Source organism: Arthrobacter sp. CDRTa11, from assembly GCF_026427775.1.
Classification (GTDB): domain Bacteria; phylum Actinomycetota; class Actinomycetes; order Actinomycetales; family Micrococcaceae; genus Arthrobacter.
Map to the genome: position 1 here is coordinate 423708 of NZ_CP044532.1, position 20723 is coordinate 444430.

The 20723-nt window shown below is 64.4% G+C and carries 17 protein-coding genes; 11 read left to right on the forward strand and 6 right to left on the reverse strand.

Annotated features, from left to right (window positions below):
• Window positions 1-30: 30 nt before the first annotated feature.
• The 3 genes from F8G81_RS01965 to F8G81_RS01975 are packed head-to-tail and all read left to right on the forward strand — an operon-like array spanning window position 31 to window position 3646.
• Window positions 31-1578 carry an aldehyde dehydrogenase family protein gene (locus tag F8G81_RS01965; RefSeq protein WP_267277368.1) on the forward strand — a complete coding sequence of 516 codons (1548 nt, stop codon included), beginning with the start codon at window positions 31-33 and terminating at the stop codon, window positions 1576-1578.
• Window positions 1575-2657, forward strand: coding sequence for a tartrate dehydrogenase (locus F8G81_RS01970; protein ID WP_267277369.1), 1083 nt, complete (start codon window positions 1575-1577; stop codon window positions 2655-2657). Before F8G81_RS01965 ends, F8G81_RS01970 begins: the two co-directional genes overlap by 4 nt.
• Window positions 2654-3646, forward strand: a complete 993-nt coding sequence (locus F8G81_RS01975) for a D-2-hydroxyacid dehydrogenase (RefSeq protein ID WP_267277370.1) — start codon at window positions 2654-2656, stop codon at window positions 3644-3646. Before F8G81_RS01970 ends, F8G81_RS01975 begins: the two co-directional genes overlap by 4 nt.
• A gap of 91 nt (window positions 3647-3737) precedes the next feature.
• Here the strand turns inward: F8G81_RS01975 and F8G81_RS01980 are convergent, their stop codons facing one another.
• Window positions 3738-5933, reverse strand: a complete 2196-nt coding sequence (locus F8G81_RS01980; protein ID WP_267277371.1) for a glycogen debranching N-terminal domain-containing protein — start codon at window positions 5931-5933, stop codon at window positions 3738-3740.
• A gap of 389 nt (window positions 5934-6322) precedes the next feature.
• Between F8G81_RS01980 and F8G81_RS01985 the strand changes: the two genes are divergently transcribed.
• On the forward strand, window positions 6323-6517 hold the full coding sequence (locus F8G81_RS01985; protein ID WP_267277372.1) for a hypothetical protein: 195 nt from the start codon (window positions 6323-6325) through the stop codon (window positions 6515-6517).
• 25 nt (window positions 6518-6542) lie between these two features.
• Here F8G81_RS01985 and F8G81_RS01990 read toward each other — a convergent pair whose 3' ends face one another.
• From F8G81_RS01990 to F8G81_RS02000, 3 genes are read right to left on the reverse strand one after another with little or no spacing between them, the layout of a single operon-like run.
• Entirely contained in the window at window positions 6543-7112 is a 570-nt protein-coding gene (locus tag F8G81_RS01990) for a hypothetical protein (protein WP_267277373.1), read from the reverse strand.
• An 18-nt stretch (window positions 7113-7130) separates the two neighbouring features.
• Entirely contained in the window at window positions 7131-8279 is a 1149-nt protein-coding gene (locus F8G81_RS01995) for a zinc-dependent alcohol dehydrogenase (protein ID WP_267277374.1), read from the reverse strand.
• Window positions 8279-9469, reverse strand: a complete 1191-nt coding sequence (locus F8G81_RS02000; protein ID WP_267277375.1) for a carboxylate-amine ligase — start codon at window positions 9467-9469, stop codon at window positions 8279-8281. The genes F8G81_RS01995 and F8G81_RS02000 overlap by 1 nt, the downstream gene beginning before the upstream one ends.
• A gap of 548 nt (window positions 9470-10017) precedes the next feature.
• Between F8G81_RS02000 and F8G81_RS02010 the strand changes: the two genes are divergently transcribed.
• The gene (locus tag F8G81_RS02010) at window positions 10018-10857 is read left to right on the forward strand and encodes a gamma-glutamyl-gamma-aminobutyrate hydrolase family protein (protein ID WP_267277377.1); all 840 of its coding nucleotides are present in this window, start codon (window positions 10018-10020) and stop codon (window positions 10855-10857) included.
• A 74-nt stretch (window positions 10858-10931) separates the two neighbouring features.
• On the opposite strand, the gene radA is transcribed toward F8G81_RS02010, so the two are convergent.
• On the reverse strand, window positions 10932-12305 hold the full coding sequence (gene radA, locus F8G81_RS02015; RefSeq protein WP_267277378.1) for a DNA repair protein RadA: 1374 nt from the start codon (window positions 12303-12305) through the stop codon (window positions 10932-10934).
• Window positions 12306-12489: 184 nt separating this feature from the next.
• Here radA and F8G81_RS02020 point away from each other — a divergent pair, with 184 nt between their 5' ends.
• The 6 genes from F8G81_RS02020 (at window position 12490) to F8G81_RS02045 (ending at window position 19341) form a co-directional block, all read left to right on the forward strand.
• Window positions 12490-13806 carry an ABC transporter substrate-binding protein gene (locus F8G81_RS02020; protein WP_267277379.1) on the forward strand — a complete coding sequence of 439 codons (1317 nt, stop codon included), beginning with the start codon at window positions 12490-12492 and terminating at the stop codon, window positions 13804-13806.
• 54 nt (window positions 13807-13860) lie between these two features.
• The gene (locus F8G81_RS02025; protein WP_267277380.1) at window positions 13861-14883 is read left to right on the forward strand and encodes a carbohydrate ABC transporter permease; all 1023 of its coding nucleotides are present in this window, start codon (window positions 13861-13863) and stop codon (window positions 14881-14883) included.
• A complete protein-coding gene (locus F8G81_RS02030) occupies window positions 14880-15812 on the forward strand; it encodes a carbohydrate ABC transporter permease (RefSeq protein ID WP_267277381.1) in 933 nt (310 codons plus the stop codon). Before F8G81_RS02025 ends, F8G81_RS02030 begins: the two co-directional genes overlap by 4 nt.
• Window positions 15812-17254: a GH1 family beta-glucosidase gene (locus F8G81_RS02035; protein ID WP_267277382.1), complete on the forward strand. Its 1443-nt coding sequence runs from the start codon at window positions 15812-15814 to the stop codon at window positions 17252-17254. Before F8G81_RS02030 ends, F8G81_RS02035 begins: the two co-directional genes overlap by 1 nt.
• A 79-nt stretch (window positions 17255-17333) precedes the next feature.
• A complete protein-coding gene (locus F8G81_RS02040) occupies window positions 17334-18353 on the forward strand; it encodes a LacI family DNA-binding transcriptional regulator (protein WP_267277383.1) in 1020 nt (339 codons plus the stop codon).
• Window positions 18337-19341 (forward strand): Gfo/Idh/MocA family protein, encoded by a 1005-nt coding sequence (locus F8G81_RS02045; RefSeq protein WP_267277384.1) that lies wholly within the window; start codon window positions 18337-18339, stop codon window positions 19339-19341. Before F8G81_RS02040 ends, F8G81_RS02045 begins: the two co-directional genes overlap by 17 nt.
• A gap of 43 nt (window positions 19342-19384) precedes the next feature.
• On the opposite strand, the gene F8G81_RS02050 is transcribed toward F8G81_RS02045, so the two are convergent.
• Entirely contained in the window at window positions 19385-20512 is a 1128-nt protein-coding gene (locus F8G81_RS02050; protein WP_267277385.1) for an FUSC family protein, read from the reverse strand.
• Between the last annotated feature and the right edge of the window lie 211 nt (window positions 20513-20723).

The following is a 20723-nucleotide window of genomic DNA, read 5'->3' on the forward strand; positions in this document are numbered from 1 at the left end:
TTCCTACCTCCAGGCAAGATAAGGGTCCCCATGTCATCACCAACTGTCGCTGAAGCGCGCCCAAAAACTACAGAGGAATCTGCGTACAGGCGTGCACGATTTGCCAACCTTCCCGGGGGAGCTTTTTTCGAAGGGCAGTGGCAGACCGCTGATCTGACCCTGGAGGTGCGGGATCCTGAGGACGGTGTCCTGCTCGGCCGGGTATGCACTTCCACTCCAGAGGACGTGGAGCGTGCCATCGCCCACATCCACCGTCACCTTGAGGCGGAGGAGTGGCCGTTGCGTGCCCGCCGGCAGGCGCTGGAAAAGGCTGTGCTGCTTTTGGCGGAGCAGGCTGAGCGGTTCGCGAACATTATCGCGTCCGAGAGCAGCAAGACCATCACCGAGGCCGAGCGCGAGGTGCGCCGCTGCGGCGAGACCCTGCGGCTGTCCGCGGCGGCATCCGGGGAGCTGGCGGGGGAGACCCTGGGGTTTGAGGACAGCATGGCCGGTGCGGGCAAGATTGGCTGGTACAGCCGGAAGCCGGTGGGGATCGTGGCGGCGATCACCCCGTTCAATGACCCGCTGAACCTGGTGGCGCATAAACTGGGCCCGGCACTGATCGGCGGCAACGGGGTGCTGCTCAAGCCCTCCACCCGGACGCCGCTGACCGGGCTGGCCTTTGTCCAGCTGCTGCTGGAAGCCGGTGTCCCGGCGGGCCGGATCGCGGCGATCGTGACCGGGCCCGGCGTGTCCGAGGCCGTGGTCACGGACCCCGGTGTTGACCTGATTTCCTTCACCGGCGGCCCCGCCACGGCAGAGCGGATCGCCGCGGCGGCCGGGGCGAAGAAGATCCTGTCCGAACTCGGCGGGAACAACGCCACGATCATCTGCGCGGACGCGGACGCGCAGGCCGCGGCGAAGGCCGTCGTGGCCGGCGCCTTCGGGGTGGCCGGGCAGAACTGCCTGTCGGTCCAGCGGGTCTACGTCCACACCTCGCTGTTTGAGGAGGTCCTGGAGCTCGTCACCGCCGGGACCAGGACGCTGCGGACCGGGCCGAAGCTTGACCGGGGAACCGACGTGGGCCCGCTGATCTCCGAGGCCGAGGCCCGCCGGGTGGAGGAATGGGTGGACGAAGCCACAGCGGCGGGCGCCACCATCCACGCCGGCGGCACCCGCCGGGGCGCCTACTACCAACCCACGGTGCTCACCGATGTGCCCTCGGACGCCCGGGTGATCCGGGACGAGGTCTTCGGCCCGGTGGTCAGCATCCTGCCGTTCATCGAGGTCCGCGACGCCGTATTCGCGGCCAACAACACCGAGTTCGGCCTCCAGGCCGGCGTCTTCACCCAGTCCATCGACCTGGCCCTGGCCATCGCGGAGAAACTGCACGTGGGCGCCGTGGTCATCAACGAGACCAGCGACGTCCGGATCGACTCCATGCCCTTTGGCGGGTTCAAGAAATCCGGCGTCGGCCGCGAAGGCGTCAGCCACGCGGTCCGCGAAATGACCGAACCCAAAAACACCATCATCAACCTCGGCGAGTCACAGGCCCGCTGGCAGGTCCTGGGCGGCCTGACCGAACGGACAACCTCATGAGCACAGACGCAAGCAGCCACAGCATCGCGGTGATCGCCGGGGACGGCATCGGCCAGGAAGTGGTCCCGGCAGCTATCGAATGCCTGGAGCGGATCGCCTCGATTCACGGCCTGAACCTGGAGTTCACCCACTTTGACTGGGGCTCTGACTACTACCTGCGGCACGGCCGGATGATGCCGAAGGACGGCATCGACCAGCTCGCCCGGCACGACGCGGTGTTCTTGGGCGCGGTGGGCTCACCCGAGGTCCCGGACACCGAATCATTGTGGGGGCTGCTGATCCCCATCCGCCGCGAATTCCAGCAGTACATCAACCTCCGCCCGGTCAAAACGCTCGACGGCGTGGCCTCACCGCTCGCCTCGGACAAACGGATCGACATCCTGATCGTGCGGGAAAACAACGAGGGTGAATACTCCGAGGTGGGCGGGCGCATGTACCGTGGCCTGCCGCACGAGAGCGCGGTCCAGGAAACCATTTTCACCCGCCTGGGCGTCTCCCGCGCCGCCCGCTACGCTGCTTCCCTGGCTGCGTCCCGCACGGGCAGGCTGACGTCAGCGACCAAGAGCAACGGCATCGTGCACACCATGCCGTTCTGGGACGAAGTGGTCGAAGAAACCGTGGCTGAGTATCCGGGTGTGACTGTGACCCACGAACTGGTGGACGCCCTGGCCGCGCACCTGGTCCTGAAGCCCTGGACCCTGGACGTCATCGTCGCCTCCAACCTCTTCGGAGACATCCTCTCGGACCTGGGCAGCTCCGTGACAGGTTCCATCGGCCTGGCGCCGAGCGCGAACCTGAACCCGGAAGGCCACTTCCCCTCCCTGTTCGAACCGGTCCACGGCTCGGCCCCGGACATCGCGGGCAAGAACCTGGCGAACCCGGTGGGGCAGATCTGGTCCGGTGCGATGATGCTGGAGCACCTCGGGCACGCCGAAGCCGCCGCGCACCTGCAGGCCGCGTTCAACTCCGCGCTGCGCGATGGTCACGGCACCCGCGACATCGGCGGGACCTCGTCCACGACCGAATTCACCGCCGCCGTCCTGACCGCGATCAACGCCCTGGCCCCGGTCCCGGCATGAGGACCGGCGCCCCAGCACCCAAGCGGCCCGTCGTCGCCGCCCTTTACCGGGAGGCGCTTCCGCCCCGGCTGGCAGAGGTCGAGGAGCTCGCGGACGTCCGGCTGACCAAGGCAGATGGCCTGGCGGAGGCGCTGGACGGAGCCGACGTGCTCTACCAGTGGCATTCGTTCTCGCCGGCGCTGCGGGAGAACTGGGGCGCCGCGTCCAGCCTGGAATGGATCCATGTCACGGCCGCGGGCGTCAGCCAGCTGCTGTTCGAGGAACTGATCCGCAGCAACGTTGTTTACACCAACTCCCGCGGCGTGCTCAGCACCGCCATCGCCGAGTTCGCGCTCGGCTTTGTCCTGGACATGGCCAAGGATTCCCAGGGCTCTTTCCGGTTGCAGCAGGAACAGCGCTGGCAGCACCGGACCACCTGCAAAATCCAGGGCCAAACCGCCCTGGTGGTCGGCACCGGCTCGATCGGCCGGGAAATAGCCCGGCTCTTCCGCGCCGTCGGCATGGACGTGGACGGCGCCGGAAGAACAGCCCGGCCGGGAGACACGGCCTTTGACCGGATCCACTCCTCCCAAGACCTCGCCACAGTGGTGCACGACTACGATTACGTGGTCCTGGCAGCCCCGCTGACCGCCGACACCCAAAACCTGGTCGGCGCTAATGTCCTCAATGCCATGAAACCGTCGGCCCGGCTCATCAACGTGGGCCGCGGCCAACTGGTGGAAACCGCAGCGCTGACGGAGGCCGTGACGTCGGGATCGATTGCGGGTGCTGCCCTGGATGTTGTGGACCCGGAACCACTCCCCGCCGGACACCCGTTGTGGAGCATGGAAAACGTCATCATCACCCCGCACATGTGCGGCGACACCGAGAACTACCTCGATGATCTCGGCAAGCTCTTCGTAGACAACCTCAAGCGCTACCGCAACGGCGAACCACTGGAAAACATCGTGGACAAAGAACTCGGATTCGTCCCCGCAACAGCTGCCTAAAGAAAGGCAAAGCGATGTTAGATGACGTTGCTGATCAACAGATAACCGGAGGCCCGGCTGAACCCGATGACCTGTGCGATGAATACTGCCACTACTGCTTAGGGCCGGAAACAGACTGACCCCGGAGCGTGGGGTTTTGGTGTCGGCCGGCTTCCTCCACGAGCTCTGTCAGCCACGGCCGGTGTCCCTGGTGGAATTCCATCCCTTCGGGCAGCCCGTGGACGCTCGGTACTGAGTCGACAATATCGATGGTGATGCGGCCACCTGCCATGGGGGCATTGCTGATGTGCAGGGTGCCGTAGGACTCCGGCAGAACGGGGTCCATCCACATGCCGCCACGGGAAACATGCGCGTCATACCGCATCAAACTTGTCACCAGCAGAATTGGCGTCGTTGCCGCCCAGGCCTGTGGCGAGCAGGCCGTCGGATAAGGAACAGGCTCGGCGAACTGGTCCCGGCTGAATCCGCAAAACAGCTCCGGCAGCCGGCCGCCGGAAAACTCCGCAGCCTCCAGCAACGCCGTCGAAATCCTTTGCGCTTCGGCCACAAATCCGTAGCGTACGAGCCCGGCGTGAATAACCGCATTGTCGTGCGGCCAGACGGACCCGTTGTGGTAGCTCGCCGGGTTGTAGGCACCCATGTCGCTTGCCAGGGTCCGTATGCCCCAGCCGCTGAACATCTCCGGGGACATTAGGCGCTCCACCACCTGCGGCGCCTTGTCCTCGTCCACCAGGCCCGTCCAGAGGCAGTGCCCCATATTTGATGCGCAGGCATCGACGGGACGCTTGTCCTTGTCCAGGGCGATGGCGTAATAGCCGCGGTCAGGAAGCCAGAACTGCTCATTGAACTGTTTTTTGAGTTGCTTCGCGCGGTCCCGGAGTTCCTCCGCCAAGGCAATGTCACCGGAATCGTAGGCAAGCCACGAGCGGGACATATACGCGTCGTAAACGTACGCCTGAACTTCGCAGAGGGCGATGGGAGCCTCGGCCATGCGGCCGTCCGCGAAGTTGATGCCGTCCCAGGAGTCCTTCCAGCCCTGGTTGATCAGCCCTTGGGGGTTGAGCCGCTCGTATTCGACAAACCCGTCCCCGTCCTTGTCCCCATACTTGCGGATCCATTCCAAGGCCCGGTCGGCGTGGGGGAGCAGGGCCGCAATGGTGTCCTTGGCGAATCCCCACCGGCTGACCGAGCCAAGAACCACCACAAACAGCGGAGTGGCATCCACGCTTCCGTAGTAGACGGATTTTCCGCCCAGGGAAAGGCCGCTGGAGACGTCCAGCCTGACCTCGTGCAGGATCTTGCCCGGTTCCTCCTCGCTCATCGGGTCCACCACCCTGCCCTGCCGGTCCGCCAGCGTCTGCAAGGTGCCAAGGGCAAGGGAGGGGTCAACGGGCATGGCCATTTCCGAAGCCCACAGGGAGTCCCGGCCAAACAATGTCATGAACCACGGCGCACCGGCGGCCACCACCACCCGTTCGGGATGGTTAGGGTCCTCGATCCGCAGGGCGCCCAGATCGTCGTAGCTGCGCCGCAGAGTCCGTTCGAGGGAATGGTTTTCCAGCCGCAGCACTGGAATCTTCGCCACCCACTCGCGCCGGCGCAGGTCCCGGGGGGACAACCCATCCGCTTCAGTATGGACGAACGACGGCGGCGGAGGACTTGCAGCGTCATTGCTGGGAACCACTGTCAGGACAGTACTCCACTGGCCATGCGGGGCGACGGACACCCGGTACGTCAGGGCTCCAGTGGTCACTTCTGCCCCGGGCGCCTGGACCAGGATGCCTTTCTGGATGTCCTGCCAGCTGGACCGGATGGCCAAAGTGTCGCCGTCCACGTGCCGCGTCTCGTCCCACCGCCGCTGGATCCGGGCTTCCTTCACCTCAAAAAGGTCCGCGAAATCCGCCCCAACCGTCAGTGAAATCAGGCATTCCGCAGGGACCGGCGAATAATTGCGAACCGTCACCTGTTCCTGGATACCCGCACCAACCTCCCGCAGCCGCTCCACAATCAGGGGGCTGTCGGCGTATCCATCGGCCCGCGGAACGCGCCCGGCCAGCAGGGCCCTGTAAGGTTCCTTCGTCTCCGCAGCCAACGGCTCAAGCGCCATGCCGTTTACCGTCAAGCACCAGCCCGACAGGATGCGGGTGTCAAGGTAAAAGACTCCATGGGGAAACTCAGCATGGATGTCCCCGTTCTGCAGCGAGATGCAGAAGGACGATCCCTCCACCAAGGTGACCGTCCCGGCCCCAATGGGGCCCGCCGCAGTATCAGCATTCCATCCAGCCATTCGGGGCTCCTTCAAGAAAACTGACGCCAGTGTCCCATCACCTTCGTTGGCGGGGCTGCTGCCGTCACCGCATCTTCACTTGACGCTACGCCCGCTTGCGCCGGGACGCCAGACCCTCCAGCGGGGCCCAGTTTTCTTGGCTAGAGCCAAGAAACCCCGGACCTCAGAAAAGATTTTGATGATTGGTCTATTGTTGATTGTTGACACTTGATAGGATAGTTGCATCGCGATCCCCTCGACCCTCCACCTATATGAGGTAAAACCGCTATGCCAGGCAACCCATTCGTTCCCGTATCGGGGGACCACCACATCAGGCATAAAGCCGTCATCCGCTACATCCTCGACGCTGCCCCGCAGCGCAGTATTACCTGGGGTGCACGGTGACTGCGATGCTCAGCACAGGAGACCGTGTTGTCTTTGAAACCGACGGATTCGGGGGAGCTGGCATTGTTGATGACGCCATGCCCGACGGATCAGTCATCTGGGTGTGGACCGACGACGGCATGGGCCGCAGGATGATATGCACAAAAGACGGCGCCTCCATTGCCCGCGAAGACGGAGAGAGCTGGCAGTCAGCCCGCTAGTTCCGCTCCGCCAGGTTCCGCTCCGCTAGGTTCCACTCCGCCTTGCGGCCAACGCCCGCACTGCGGCAATGCCGGCAGCTGCTACTCCAAGCCACGGGCCCGCCACAATGACCGGGTCCAGCCACTGGTGCTTAACGTCCGGGCGCTTGCCGTCGAACCGTGACCGAAAACCGCGGCGCGCCGGTTCGCTCAGTACACCTGTTTCCGTCACGGGGTTGTCAGGGCGCAATGTCGCGAATGACCGGAGATGGCTGCCCCAGGCATCCACCCTGTCCGCGGCTACCAGAATCAGCCAGTGCGCCGCGCGTCCCTCGCTGAACCGGTACGCGTATTTCCTGACGGCCCCTGAAACACCTTTCGCTGGAACGGTCGTCCCAAAAACCGGAGTCAGGAACTGGTGTTCCACAGACCGCTCCCGGGGCCACTCCTCCGGCTGGCGTTCGGGAAACTCCCAGTGCGCTCCCGTTTGCAGGTCCGTGCGTTCCCGCGGTACTGCAGGCCTGTCGGCGGGGTCCAGATCAGCTCCCCAGCCAGGAATCCGGGACTCCAGTTCCTCCCGGGAGAACCTCTGCGGCCTTCTTGCTGTGTAGGGCATGGCACTTGTTCCTGTTCTTCAGCTGGCCGTGGGCAGGATCAGCGGCTTGATGCAGTTATCCAGCTTCGCCGAGAAGATGTGGTAACCCTCCGCTATGTCCTCAAGCGGTATGCGGTGGGTGACGATGTCACTGGGCTTGAGGTAGCCGTTGCGGATGTGCTCGAAAAGCCGTGGCCATTGGCGCTTCACCGGGCACTGGTTCATGCGCAGTGTCAGCCCCTTGTTGACGGCATCACCGAATTTCACGGCGCTGAACACCGGCCCGTACGCACCAACGACAGCTACTGTGCCGTCCTTGCGGACCGAGTCAATGGCCCAGTTCAGTGCCACCGGGGATCCGCCCTGCAGCTTCAGTTTTGTTCCTGTGACGTGCTGCAGGAAATTGCCGTCAGCCTCGGCGCCCACGGCGTCGATGGCCACGTCTGCACCAAAATAGTCCGTGATCTTCTTCAGGTGCACCACAATGTCCTGGTAGTCGGCATAGTTGTACGTCTCGGCGTGTGCAAAGGTTCGCGCTTTCTCCAGCCGGTACTCAAGGTGGTCGATGACGATGACCCGGCCTGCCCCCATCAGCCAGGAAGATTTGGCAGCAAAAAGGCCAACTGGGCCGGCACCGAATACCACCACGGTGTCACCTTCGGTAATGTCCCCGAGCTGCGCCCCGAAGTAGCCGGTGGCCAGGGCGTCGGTGAGGAGGACTGCGTCTTCCTCGTCCATCCAGTCGGGGATCGGTGCGGGTCCCACGTCCGCAAAGGGGACCCGCACGAATTCGGACTGCCCGCCGTCGTATCCGCCGCAGGTATGCGAATAGCCGTAGATCCCGCCGATCGCGGTGGCGTTGGGGTTGACGTTGTGGCAGTTCGAATACAGGCCCCGGGAACAGAAGTAGCAGGAGCCGCAATACACATTGAACGGCACCATGACCCGGTCACCGGGCTTGACGTTCTCCACGGATGGCCCCACTTCATGGACGACGCCGACGAACTCGTGTCCAAAGGTGGTGCCCACGCGGGTGTCCGGAATCATGCCGTGATACAGGTGCAGGTCCGAACCACAGATTGCGGCGAGCGAGACACGGACAATCGCGTCGTTGGGATGCTCAATCCTGGGTATTTCCTTTTCTTCGACCCGGACCTTATATGGTCCGCGGTACACCATTGCGCGCATCAGGTCCCCTCACGATTCAGTCCGACGGGATAACGCCGCTCCGCTGGCGAAGGGCGCAGGTTTGGGGTGTTCATGGCATCCACGATGACGTCGTGGAGATTGCCTGTTCGGCTGAAAACTGCCATCTGCCGGTCTGCCCCGTTGCCTTCGGCGAGGATACTGGCAACCGTGTCCACGACGAACGTAAGGTCACCGGCGTCGGACAGGGCGTCCCCCGTGTGGGAAAGCAGCGCTTCCACGCACTCCCGGGCAGGACGCGGTCGGTTGTCGACGGGATGGATCAGATCGCCGCTGAGTCCAAAACGGCTGGCGCGCCACGACGCCAGCCGGAGCATCTCGGCCGGAACGTGAGGCGGCGGCACCCCCTTGGACCAGTCCCTCGCCGCCGTTTCAACCAGCGCGCGGGTGATCGCTGCCAGGGCGACGGCGTGGTCAGGCTCCGTACAGACGTCCGGCACGCGTACTTCCACGGTGGGATAGCTGGCTGACAGGCGCGCGTCAAAGTAGATCATGGCGCCATCCAGCAGCACGTCGCAGGAGAGCAACATCTGAACCAGTTCTTCGTAGGCCGAGGCCGAACCGAAAATCTCGGTAGGTCCGGCCGTTGGCCACCGCCGCCACACCTGGTAGCGGAAGCTGGCGTAGCCGGTGCCCTGCCCCTGCCAGAACGGAGAATTGGCAGAAAGCGCGATCAGCACAGGCAGCCATATCCTGATCCGGTCAAGTGCGGCCACTCCTTCCTCGGGCGAGGCCACTGAAACGTGAACGTGGAAGCCGCACATCAGCTGTTCCCGAAGGATCAGGCCGAACCGCTCTTCCATGGCGCGGTACCTGGGCTGGCTTGCCCGGTGCGGGAGAACGCGTAGAGGAGAGGTTCCGAGGGGTACGATCCGTGCGCCAACCCCCAAGGCCTGGCGGTCAGCCTCTTCCCGCCCTGCCCGGAGGGCTGCAGCCAGTTGGTCCCGATCCTCGAAGGGCGCGGATACGGCTTCCACCTGCTCGCGTTGAACCTCGCCGGTCAGGCTGTTGTGCAGCGGCCGTTCTTTGGGGCCTCCGGTACCTGGACGTTTCCCGGCGCGGACCGCTGCGTCCGCGCCGGGTTTGTCCACGATTGATTCAGCTACCGGGGCATGGGTTCCCGTCCGGGCGTCAACGAGGAGGAATTCTTCCTCCACCCCGAAGCTTCGCATGCCGTCCAAGGTCATGCCATCGCTGGATAACTTGCCAAAATATAGTCTGCCGCCGCCGGCCCCGTCATACGCAGCCGGGTGTCGTGGAGGTCAATGCCGGCGCGCCGCATGGCTGCCCGGAAAACACTGTCTTCTTTGGGTACCAGGCCTTTGAGGAAACACCAGCTTGTGTATAAGCCGTAGAGAGTGTCCGCTCCAAGGGACAGATCTGTGCCGGGGTCGGAAACTGTCGCTTCAATGAGGAATTGGTCAAAGTGAGAGGTGGCCACAGTAGGCTCTTTCCGCTCTGTGCTCTGGTCCGCCATGTGGCTACAGCGGCGTCACAACGGCCTTGCACCGGGCCGGAGAGGGGCCTGCCTGTGAATGCGTTGTGGCCCTCATCTGAATCTACGCACCGCCTGTCCCGTTGTCTAGGCTCAGTTGGGGCGCCCATATCCGGCCCGGTGAGCGCGGTCCCCGGGGGAACAACGGATACAAACAAGTGACCAAGGCGAAACATGGCGTACACAAAACCTCCTTAGGCTTGAACGAGACGTCGAAGGAGATCCATGAACCCCACCGAAGGTGCTGCCAGGCCGCTGATCGGGCTGACCACTTACCTTGAAGCGGCAGGCACTGATGGCTGCGGCAGGGTGGAAGCAGCGTTTCTGCCGCAGAAGTACATGGAACCGATCATCGCGGCTGGCGGTGTTCCCCTTCTCCTTCCCCCTCAGCCGGTGACGGCTCCTGCCGTGGAACGGCTGGTGAGCACCATCGACGGACTGCTTATTCCCGGCGGCTGGGACGTGGATCCCTCGCTTTATGGCCAGGAACGCCACGCTGAGACAGACCAGCCCCGCACCGGACGCGACGCCTGGGAACAGGCCCTCATCCTGGAAGCCATCCGCCAGGACGTGCCGTTGTTTGGCATTTGCCGGGGTGAGCAGTTGCTGAACGTCACCCTGGGAGGCACGCTGCACCAGCACCTGCCGGATGTGATCGGGAGCGCCCACTACCAAGCGGGCGGACACCGCTTCAACACCATCCCCGTGGAGATCAGGCCTGGTTCTACACTGGGCGGGCTTTTAGGCCCGGCGGCGGATGACGTCCCGGTATCGCATCACCAGGCGGTGGATAAGTTGGGGCATGGCCTCATGGCAACAGCCTGGAGCCCGGAGCAGGTAGTTGAAGCAATCGAACACCCGGGACTGACTTTCTGCGTTGGCGTCCAGTGGCACCCCGAGCAGATAGCCGGTGAAGAGGTTCTGTTCCAAGCCTTTGTTGATGCTGCGGCCGGAAAGATGCTTTCCAGGCTCCTGCCGGCGCTGGACCTGAGCGGGGCGCAAACCACGACGCCGGGCCGCCAACTTTCCGGCGTCGGGCATCTCAACCCGTCAGAGGCCAGCTAGCCTCTGTCCAACTAGGCCCTGTCCAGCCAGCCCGCATATAGGGGGCAACACCAACACAGGAAGGCCGCGCCGGCCTATCCGATCAGCAGGCTCAGGGCCTCCGTCAGGTGCTCCACTTCCCGGACGGAGAAGCCGGCCGGAATGGGGCCCGGGCCGTTGTGGCTCGCCGGCACGACGGCGTGCGTGAACCCCAGCCGGTGGGCTTCCTGGATGCGCTGATTGATCCCTGGCACTGGGCGGACCTCACCGGCCAGGCCCACCTCACCAAAAGCGATCAGGCGGATGGGCAGCGGCTTCCGCGCCTTTGCCGAGGCCACAGCCAGGGCCACCGCAAGGTCCGTGGCGGGCTCACTGAGCTTCACGCCTCCCACCGTGGCCACATAGGAATCATCCTTGTGCAGCAGGCATCCCCCGCGCTGCTGCAGCACGGCCAGCAGCATGGAAACCCTGGAACTGTCCAGCCCGCTGGTGGCGCGCCGCGGCTGGGAGTTGGGGCTTTCGGCCAGCAGGGACTGCACTTCGGCCAGCAGCGGACGGCGGCCTTCCATGGTCACCGTAATGCACGTGCCGGACACCGGCTCCTTGGTGCGGCTGACAAAAAGCCCGCTGGGATCGGCAAGGCCCACGATGCCGTCCTCGTTCAGGTCAAAGCAACCGACGTCATCCGTGGGCCCGTAGCGGTTTTTCACCGCACGCAGGAGCCGGAGCCGGGAGTGCCTCTCGCCCTCGAACTGGCACACCACGTCCACAAGGTGCTCCAGAAGGCGGGGCCCGGCGATGGATCCGTCCTTGGTCACGTGGCCCACCAGCAGGGTGGTCATGTTTCGCCTTTTGGCCGCGGCGATGATGGAGGCGGCGACTTCGCGGACCTGGGACACACCGCCGGCGCTGCCGTCCACGTCGGCGCTGCTGAGAGTCTGGACCGAGTCCACAATGAGCAGCCGCGGCTCGATCTTCTCCACCTGGCCCAAGGCCTGGCCAAGATCTGTCTCAGCGGACAGATACAGAGACTCGGCGACGGCGTCGATCCGCTCCGCGCGGAGCTTCACCTGCGCTGCTGACTCCTCACCGGTGACATACAGAACGTCCTGGGCGGTGCGGGCAAACTTTGCCGCAACGTCCAGCAGCAGGGTGGATTTCCCCACGCCAGGCTCGCCGGCCAGCAGGATGACAGCGCCCGGCACCAGGCCGCCGCCCAAAACCCGATCCAGCTCATCCACGCCCGTGGGCAGGAACGCCGCGGTGGTGGCGTCCACCTCCGCGATCCGGCGGGCGGGCTCAAGAACAGTGGCTGCCGCGGTGGTCCGGGCCACGGCGGCGCCGGTTTCCTCCACCGTGCCCCAGGCCTGGCACTCGCCGCAGCGGCCAACCCATTTGACGGTGGTCCAGCCGCATTCAGCGCACTTGTAGGCGGGCGCCTTGGAGGCCCGGGAGGTCTTTGTTGCCATGGGTTCCACCCTAACTGTGGGGGCGGACATTGCTCCGCAGCCGCACCCAGGCACTCCCCGCAAGGCGTTATGACGGACCCAAGAGAGCGCTCTCTTGACAGTGATCCGCGCCACGTTTACAGTTAGGGAACTGCCAAGAGAGCGCTCTCTCAGCCTCAGCCATTTCCCCCACAAAGGAGTGACCGTGAAATTTTCACGACGAAATACCGCCGCCGCGATAGCGGGAGCGGCCGCATTGGCCCTCATCGCCACCGGCTGCGCAGGCAGTTCAGACCAGCCCGCCGGTGCGGGCAACCCCGTTGAACTGACTGTCACTACGTTCGGCACGTTTGGTTACGAGGGCCTCTATGCCGAGTACGAGCAGGCAAACCCCGGGGTAACAATCAAGGCCACCAACATAGACCGGGGATCAAACGCCCGCACGGATGCTTTCACCAAGCTCGCGGCCGGCTCAGGGCTCACCGACGTGGTGGCCATTGAGGAAGGCTGGCTCGGTTCAATCATGGAAGTCTCGGACCAGTTCGTTGACCTCAAGGATCACGGCGCCGCGGACATCCAGGCCAACTGGGTGGATTGGAAGTTCAAGCAGGGCACCGACCCCGCTGGCCGCGTCATCGGCTACGGGACAGACATCGGCCCACAGGGGCTTTGCTACAACGGCAAGCTGTTCGAAGCGGCGGGCCTTCCCAGCGACCGTGAATCCGTTGCCAAGCTCTTCGGTGGGCAGGACGCCACCTGGGAGAAGTACTTCGAACTCGGCAAGCAGTACAAGGCGGCCACCGGAAAGGCCTGGTACGACCAGTCCGGCTTCGTCTGGAACTCCATGGTGAACCAGATGGAGGAGGGCTACTACACCAAGGACGGGGAGCTCAACGTCGACGGCAACAAGGAGATGAAGGGCAAGTTCGAGATGCTGGCGGCCGGCACGGCTGCAGGCCTGTCTGCCAACCAGACTCAATGGGACTGGGGAAACGGCAAGGCATTTGTGGACGGCTCCTTTGCCACCTTCGTCTGCCCCGGCTGGATGCTTGGCACCATCAAGGGGCAGCTCGAATCCGCGGGTGGCGGAGCCGGCAGCGGCTGGGACTTCGCCGATGTCTTCCCCGGCGGGGCGTCGAACTGGGGCGGTGCCTTCCTCTCCGTCCCCAAGACGTCCGAGCACCCGGCAGAGGCCGCGAAACTTGCCGCCTGGCTGACAGCCCCCGAGCAGCAGGTCAAACAGTCCGCTGCTGCCAATAACTTCCCCAGCACCCTCAAGGCCCAGGAAAAGCTGGTCCAGGATGCCACGCCCAACGTCCTCTTCAACAACGCACCCACCGGCGCCATCCTGGCCAACCGCGCCAAGGGCGTCGTGGCGCAGTTCAAGGGACCGGACGATTCCGTCATCCAGGAGAACGTGTTCGGCCCGGCGCTGAAGAGCCTCGACGCCGGAACCGCCGACGCCGGCAAGGCCTGGTCCGAAGCCCTGCGCCTCCTCAACGACCTGGTCGTCAACAACTAGACCCGCTTGCGGGGCCTCCCGCCCGGGAGGCCCCCTGATGGAGTGCGAGAACCCATGACAACCACGCTGAACCGGTCCGCCACGCCTGGGGCCGCCAAACCCAAACCGACGTTCAAACAACGCCTGAGCATTTTCGACGTCAAGGCATCGCCCTACTTTTACGTCGCTCCCTTCTTCATCCTGTTTGCCCTCGTGGGCCTCTTCCCGCTGGTCTACACATTTTTCGTGAGCCTCTTTGACTGGCACCTGCTCAAAGGGCAGGGGCAGTTTGTGGGCCTGGAGAACTTCGCCGAGATCCTGCAGGACCGCTTCTTTTGGAATTCGCTGTTCAACACCGTGAGCATCTTCGTGCTCTCCGCCGTTCCGCAACTGGCACTGGCGCTGTTCCTGGCAGCAGTTTTGGACCAGAACCTTCGGGCCAAGACGTTCTGGCGCATGAGCATCCTGTTGCCGTACATCGTGACGCCGGTGGCGGTGGCCATGATCTTCACCAACATGTTCGGCGAGCAGTACGGCCTGATAAACAACATCCTGGGGAACTTCGGCCTGGACCCCGTGATGTGGAAGAACGAGACGTTCCCGAGCCACGTTGCCATCGCCACCATGGTCAACTGGCGCTGGACCGGCTACAACGCCCTGATCCTGCTGGCCGCAATGCAGGCCGTTCCGCGGGACCTGTATGAATCGGCGGCCCTGGACGGTGCCGGAGCTGTCCGGCGGTTCTTCAGCATCACACTGCCCAGCATCCGGCCAACCATGGTCTTTGTGGTCATCACAGCCACCATCGGCGGGCTCCAGGTCTTCACGGAGCCCAGGCTTTTTGACCCCGCCACGGCCGGCGGATCGCAGCGCCAGTTCCAGACCACCGTGCTGTACCTCTGGGAGATGGCCTTCCAGCGCCAGAACTTCGGCAAGGCATCAACCATCGCCTGGCTGCTCTTCCTGATCATCGTGCTGTTCGGCTTTATCAACTACCTGATCTCCCGCCGGATCGCCACAGCTGATGCGGGCAGGCCCTCCCGCGCTGCCCGCAGGACAATCGCTGCCCGGAAGCGTGCTGAGAGGACCAACAGATGAGCATCATCGACCGCGCCAAACCTGAATCTGCCAGGCCGTCGACAGGCAAAACCCCTGCGGGGGAAGCAGCCCCGGCGAAACCCGCCATCTTCCGAAAGCGGTTCTTCGGAACAGGCCAGCGCCCCGGTTTCCTCAGCTACGGACTTCTTTTGGCGTTCCTGCTTTCGTCCGCCTACCCCCTCTGGTGGTCGGTGGTGATCGGAAGCAGGTCCAATGAAGCACTGGGTGAAACGTGGCCGCCATTGCTGCCCGGCGGGAACTTCTGGAAAAACGTCGGCGAAGTTTTTGACACCGTTCCCTTCTGGCTTGCGCTCGGAAACAGCGTCCTCATCTCGGGAATCATCACCGTCTCCGTAGTCGGCTTTTCCACCCTCGCCGGCTACGCCTTCGCCAAACTGAGGTTCCGCGGCCGGAACGGCCTCATGCTGATGGTTGTGGCCACCATGGCCATCCCCACCCAGCTGGGCATAATCCCGCTGTTTATGGTGATGCGGACACTGGGCTGGACCGGCGAGATCGGCGCCGTTGTGGTGCCCAGCCTGGTAACGGCTTTTGGAGTCTTCTTTATGCGGCAATACCTGGTGGACGTCATTCCGGACGAGCTCATCGAATCGGCCCGCGTGGACGGCGCCAACATGATCTCCACGTTCTGGCACGTGGCCATCCCTGCCGCCCGCCCGGCCATGGCCATCCTGGGCCTGTTCACGTTTATGACGGCGTGGACGGACTTCCTCTGGCCGCTGCTGGTGCTCGACGCCGGCAACCCCACCCTGCAGACGGCGCTCAGCCAGTTGCAGTCGGCCCGCTACGTGGACTACTCGGTGGTCCTCGCAGGCGCGGTGCTGGCCACCCTGCCGCTGCTGGTGCTGTTTGTGCTGGCAGGGAAACAACTCATTTCAGGAATCATGCAAGGAGCAGTGAAGGGCTAATGCCACATTCGACGTACTCACGGCAGTGGCCGGAGGGTTTCATTTGGGGATCGGCGACGGCGGCAGCCCAGATTGAGGGGGCCGGCCATGAGGACGGGAAGGAGGATTCCGTGTGGGACCACTTTGCCCGGATCCCCGGCGCCGTGGCCAAGGGGGACAACCTGGAACACGCCGTGGACCACTACCATCGGATGCCTGAAGACGTCCGGCTGATGAAGGAACTGGGGCTGGATTCCTACCGGTTCTCCACCAGCTGGGCCCGGGTGCGCCCGGGGGACAGGGGCGCCAATCCGGAGGGCCTGGACTTCTACTCACGCCTGGTGGATGAACTGCTGGAGGCGGGAATCCTGCCGTGGTTGACGCTTTACCACTGGGACCTGCCCCAGGCCCTTGAGGACAAGGGGGGCTGGGCGAACAGGGATACGGCCTACCGGTTCGTCGACTACGCAAACGATGTGTACACCGCCCTCGGGGACCGGGTGCAGCACTGGACCACCTTTAACGAACCATTCTGCTCGTCGCTGCTGGGCTACGGTTCCGGTGTCCATGCGCCCGGCCGGCAGGAACCAAGAGCAGCCGTCGCAGCCGTGCACCACCAGCACCTGGCCCACGGCCTGGCCGTCAACGCACTGCGGGACCGCGGAGCTAAGAACCTGGGAATCACGCTTAACCTGAGCAACTCCATTCCGCGGGACCCGCAGGACCCTATCGACCTGGACGCGGCCCGGCGCTTTGATTCCCTGCAGAACCGGGTCTTCCTCGATCCCATCCTGCGCGGAAGCTACCCGGAGGACACCCTGCGCGACCTCGCACCGTTTGGCCTGCCGGAACTCATCCTCCCCGGTGACCTTGAGGCCATCAGTGCGCCGCTGGAGTTCCTGGGCGTCAACCATTATCACGACGACCTCATCAGCGGGCATACGGACGAAGCCGGAAGTGACGGGCACTCCGGCGGCGCAGAACGGGTTGCGGCCTCACCATGGATCGGGTCCGAGGACATCGCCTTTCCGAGCCGCGGGCTGCCGCGGACTGCCATGGACTGGGAAGTGAACCCTGACGGATTGCGGAAACTGCTGGTCCGGCTCGGCGACGAGTATCCCACCCTGCCGCCGCTGTACATCACCGAGAACGGTGCGGCTTATGAGGACGCCGTCAGCCCGGACGGCGCCGTGCATGACGCTGACCGCACCGGCTTCATCCTGGACCACATCGCTGCTGTCGGTGAAGCGATCGACCAGGGCGCCGACGTCCGGGGCTACTTCGTCTGGTCGCTGCTGGACAACTTTGAATGGTCCTGGGGGTACGGGAAGCGCTTTGGGATTATCCGTGTGGACTATGGCTCGTTCGAGCGCACCGTCAAGGACAGCGGCCACGCCTACGCCCGGCTGATCGCCGTCACAAAGCGGGATGCCTCCCGGCTGCCTGCCACACTGCCTGCCTAAACTGGAATGCTGGGCTAAAGCCCGTACAACGCAGGCCCGTTCAACCCCAGGCCCGTCCAACCTCACGGAGCGAAGAAGAGTGAAGCAAGATCAGAGCGGAAGCCGGCCGGCGCCAACCCTTGAAATGGTGGCGGCGCTGGCCGGCGTGTCACGGGCTACGGTCTCGCGCGTGGTGAACGACGTGCCCAGCGTGGACGAGGACATCGCCACAAAGGTACGCCAAGCCATCCTCGCGGTGAACTACACCCCCAACCGGGCCGCCCGGTCCCTTGCCAGCCGGAAGCCCAACTCCATCAGCCTGATTGTGCCGGAGTCCACGTCCAAGGTCTTCGCCGACCCGTTCTTCGCCTCGGTGGTCCAAGGCGTTGCACTGCACCTCGCCGATACCGACTACACGCTCAACATGGTCATCGCGTCCGAGGCCAAACCAGAAAAAACCAGGGCGTTCCTGCTCGGCGGCAACGTCGCCGGCGCGCTCGTGGTGTCCCACCATGCCGGGGACCGTTCCTGGGCCCACGTCAGCGACTACATCCCGATGGTTTTCGCTGGCAGGCCCCTGGCCGAGGGCGGAAGCTACTACGTGGACGTTAACAACGAAGCCGCTGCCGAAGGAGCAACCCGTCTGCTGATCGAGGGCGGCCGCACGCACATCGCCACCATCGCCGGGCCCCAGGACATGCCGCCCGGCGTCGACCGGATCACCGGCTGGCGGAAGGCCCTTGAAGTCTCGGGGCTGGACGATTCCCTGGCGGAGTATGGCGACTTCACCCTTTCCTCCGGCGCCAAGGCAATGCGGCGGCTCCTTGAGCGTGGCAAACCCATCGACGGGCTCTTTGTGGCCAACGACCAGATGGCTGCCGGGGCCTACACCGTCCTCCAGGAACGGGGGATCAGGATTCCGGACGACGTGGCGGTAGTGGGGTTTGATGACGACTCCTTTGCCACCTCCGTGAATCCGCAGCTGACCACCGTGCACCATCCCATCATTGAGATGGGCAAGAAGATGGCTGAGATCCTGGTGGACCTGATCGAGGGCAAGCCCGCGGACAGGGTTACCCAGATCCCCACGTCGCTGGTGATCCGTGATTCCGCCTCTTAACTGGGGCGTGGTGGCCACCGGCCGGATCGCACACCGCGCCACCCGCGATCTCGCCCGGCTGGAAAACGCGGTCCTGCATGCGGTCAGTTCACGCAGCCAGGCCGCCGCGAAGGAGTTCGCCGGCCAATACGGCTTCGCAGCCAGCTACTACGACCAGCCGGCCGCCACGGGCTACCAGCAGCTCTTTGAGGATCCTGTGGTTGACGTGGTCTACATCGCCACCCCGCACGCGCAGCACTTCGAGGTCGCAAAAGCGGCCCTGGAAGCAGGCAAGCACGTCCTCTGCGAAAAGCCGCTCACGGTCAACGCCAGGGAGGCGAAAGAGCTTGTGTCACTGGCCGGGGAGCGGAAGCTGTTCCTGATGGAGGCGGTGTGGACCCGGTTCCTGCCGGCGACGCTGCGGGCCCTGGAGCTGGTCCGGGGCGGCCATTTCGGCACCATTCGGTGGGTGCAGGCCGATCTCGGCTTTGCCGCACCCTACGACCCCAGCCACCGGCTCTTTGATCCGGCGGCAGGAGGCGGCGCCCTCCTGGACCTGACCGTCTATCCGCTGACCTGGGCCATCAGCGCACTCGGTTTTCCAGCCACTGTCGCCGCCGCCGGCCAGGTCAACAGTGACGGGATAGACGTCCAGAACACGGTGACACTGGGGTATGCGGACGGCGCCTCGGCCCAGTTGGTTTCCTCCTTGCAATCTGACAGCCCAGGCACCGTCACCATCAGCGGCACGCAGGGCTGGCTGCGGACCGGCTGGCCCCTCTACCGCCCCCGCAGGCTGGAATACCAGGGCCCTGACGGCATAATGCGGGTGGAGGAGTTCCCGGAAGAGACCGAAGGCTTCATCCATGAATTGAGGGAAGCGGCACGGTGCATCAGGGCAGGGCTGCTGGAGAGTCCCCTGCTGCCGTGGGATGAAAGCCTGCGGATCATGCAGCTCCTTGACGGCGTCCGGGACCAGCTTGGCGTCCACTACGTGAACGACCGCTAGGTTTCCCCGGCGGCCCAGGCCTAACCACGGAACTGCGGGAGAACTAGAGCGCTGGCAGGATGTCCCGGGCCTCGCGCGAATCCATGCCAGTAGCCTCAAGCAGGTCCACCATGAGCGGCCTGAACAGCATAACCACTGTCTCGCCTTCCAGCCGCTGCACCTCCAGCAGCTTCGGGTGCAGCCGCAGTGCGATTTCGCTCAGGTCCTGCCGGGCCGTGCGCAGGTGGGCGCGCCGGACGCCGTCGTGGGTTTCTGCCAGCCCAAGGGAGAGCTCGTCGATCGCGGCAGCGGTGTCCTGCAGGACCTCGGAGAGGTTCTGAGTGGCTTCATCGGACAGGGCGGCATGGTTGATGGCGCTGGTGAGCCGGCGCGCAAAAACCCGGCTGTTCCGCAGCGCCAGGTCAATGAAATCCAGCGATTGCTCCAGCCGGTCCAGCTCATCCCGGTGCCGGCGGTAGGCCGGAGCCAGGGTTGCCACTTCACCGGAGGCGCGCAGCGACTGGCGCATGCCGTCCACCAGCGGCTGGCAGTTCCGGCCGCGGATCAGCGCATGCCATGCCTGGGTGGAATCGCTGTTGCCCAGCGCGGTGGCGCATTCGCGCAGCACCTCAGCGAGTTCGTGCAGCAGTTTCTGGACGTCCTTACGTGGTTCACGCCGGGGGTCCTTCGGGATGAGGATGGTCACCAACAGGGCGCAAAGCCCGCCCACCACGGCATCCAGGCTGCGGGTGAAGGGCCCGCCGGCGGGCGCCGGCAGCAGCACCACCAGCAGGGACTGGAGCCCCAGCTGCGTGGTGAAGATGGTGCCGCTGTCCAAAAAACGGGCCAGCAGGATGGAAACCATCAGGACGACGGCGGCCACCCAGATGCCGTCACCGAGCCAGTGCAGCAGCAGGTCGCCCACGGCGATGCCGATAGTGCAGCCCAGGCCCACCTCAACCACCCGGCGCAGCCTCGGCTCCCGGGAGAAACCCAACGCAATCAGCGACGACGTGGCTGCGAATAGCGGGCCGGTATGCCCCAGCACGTACTCGGCGAAGGCATAGGCACCCACCGCGCACACGGTCATCTGGATGGCGGGGAGCAGGGAATTCCGGCTCCGGATCAGTCCGGTGCGGACGCGGCCACGCAGGAAGCGCCTGCCTGATGAGAGTCCTGCTGAAATGGCCATGCGTTCCAGTCTATTCACCGGCATTGCACTACGGCCGGAGATGTGATGAGCGCAATGGTGACGCTGCACATGTAAGCCAATATGCCGCCGTCGTTAATTTCCCGTTCACTTTGGTCAGCCCATCCCGTTACCTGCGGCCCATAACTTCATAGAAGGTACACACCGTACGCATCGCGCTGCAGGGCGTCTCCGGCCCTCCCGCACCTGAATA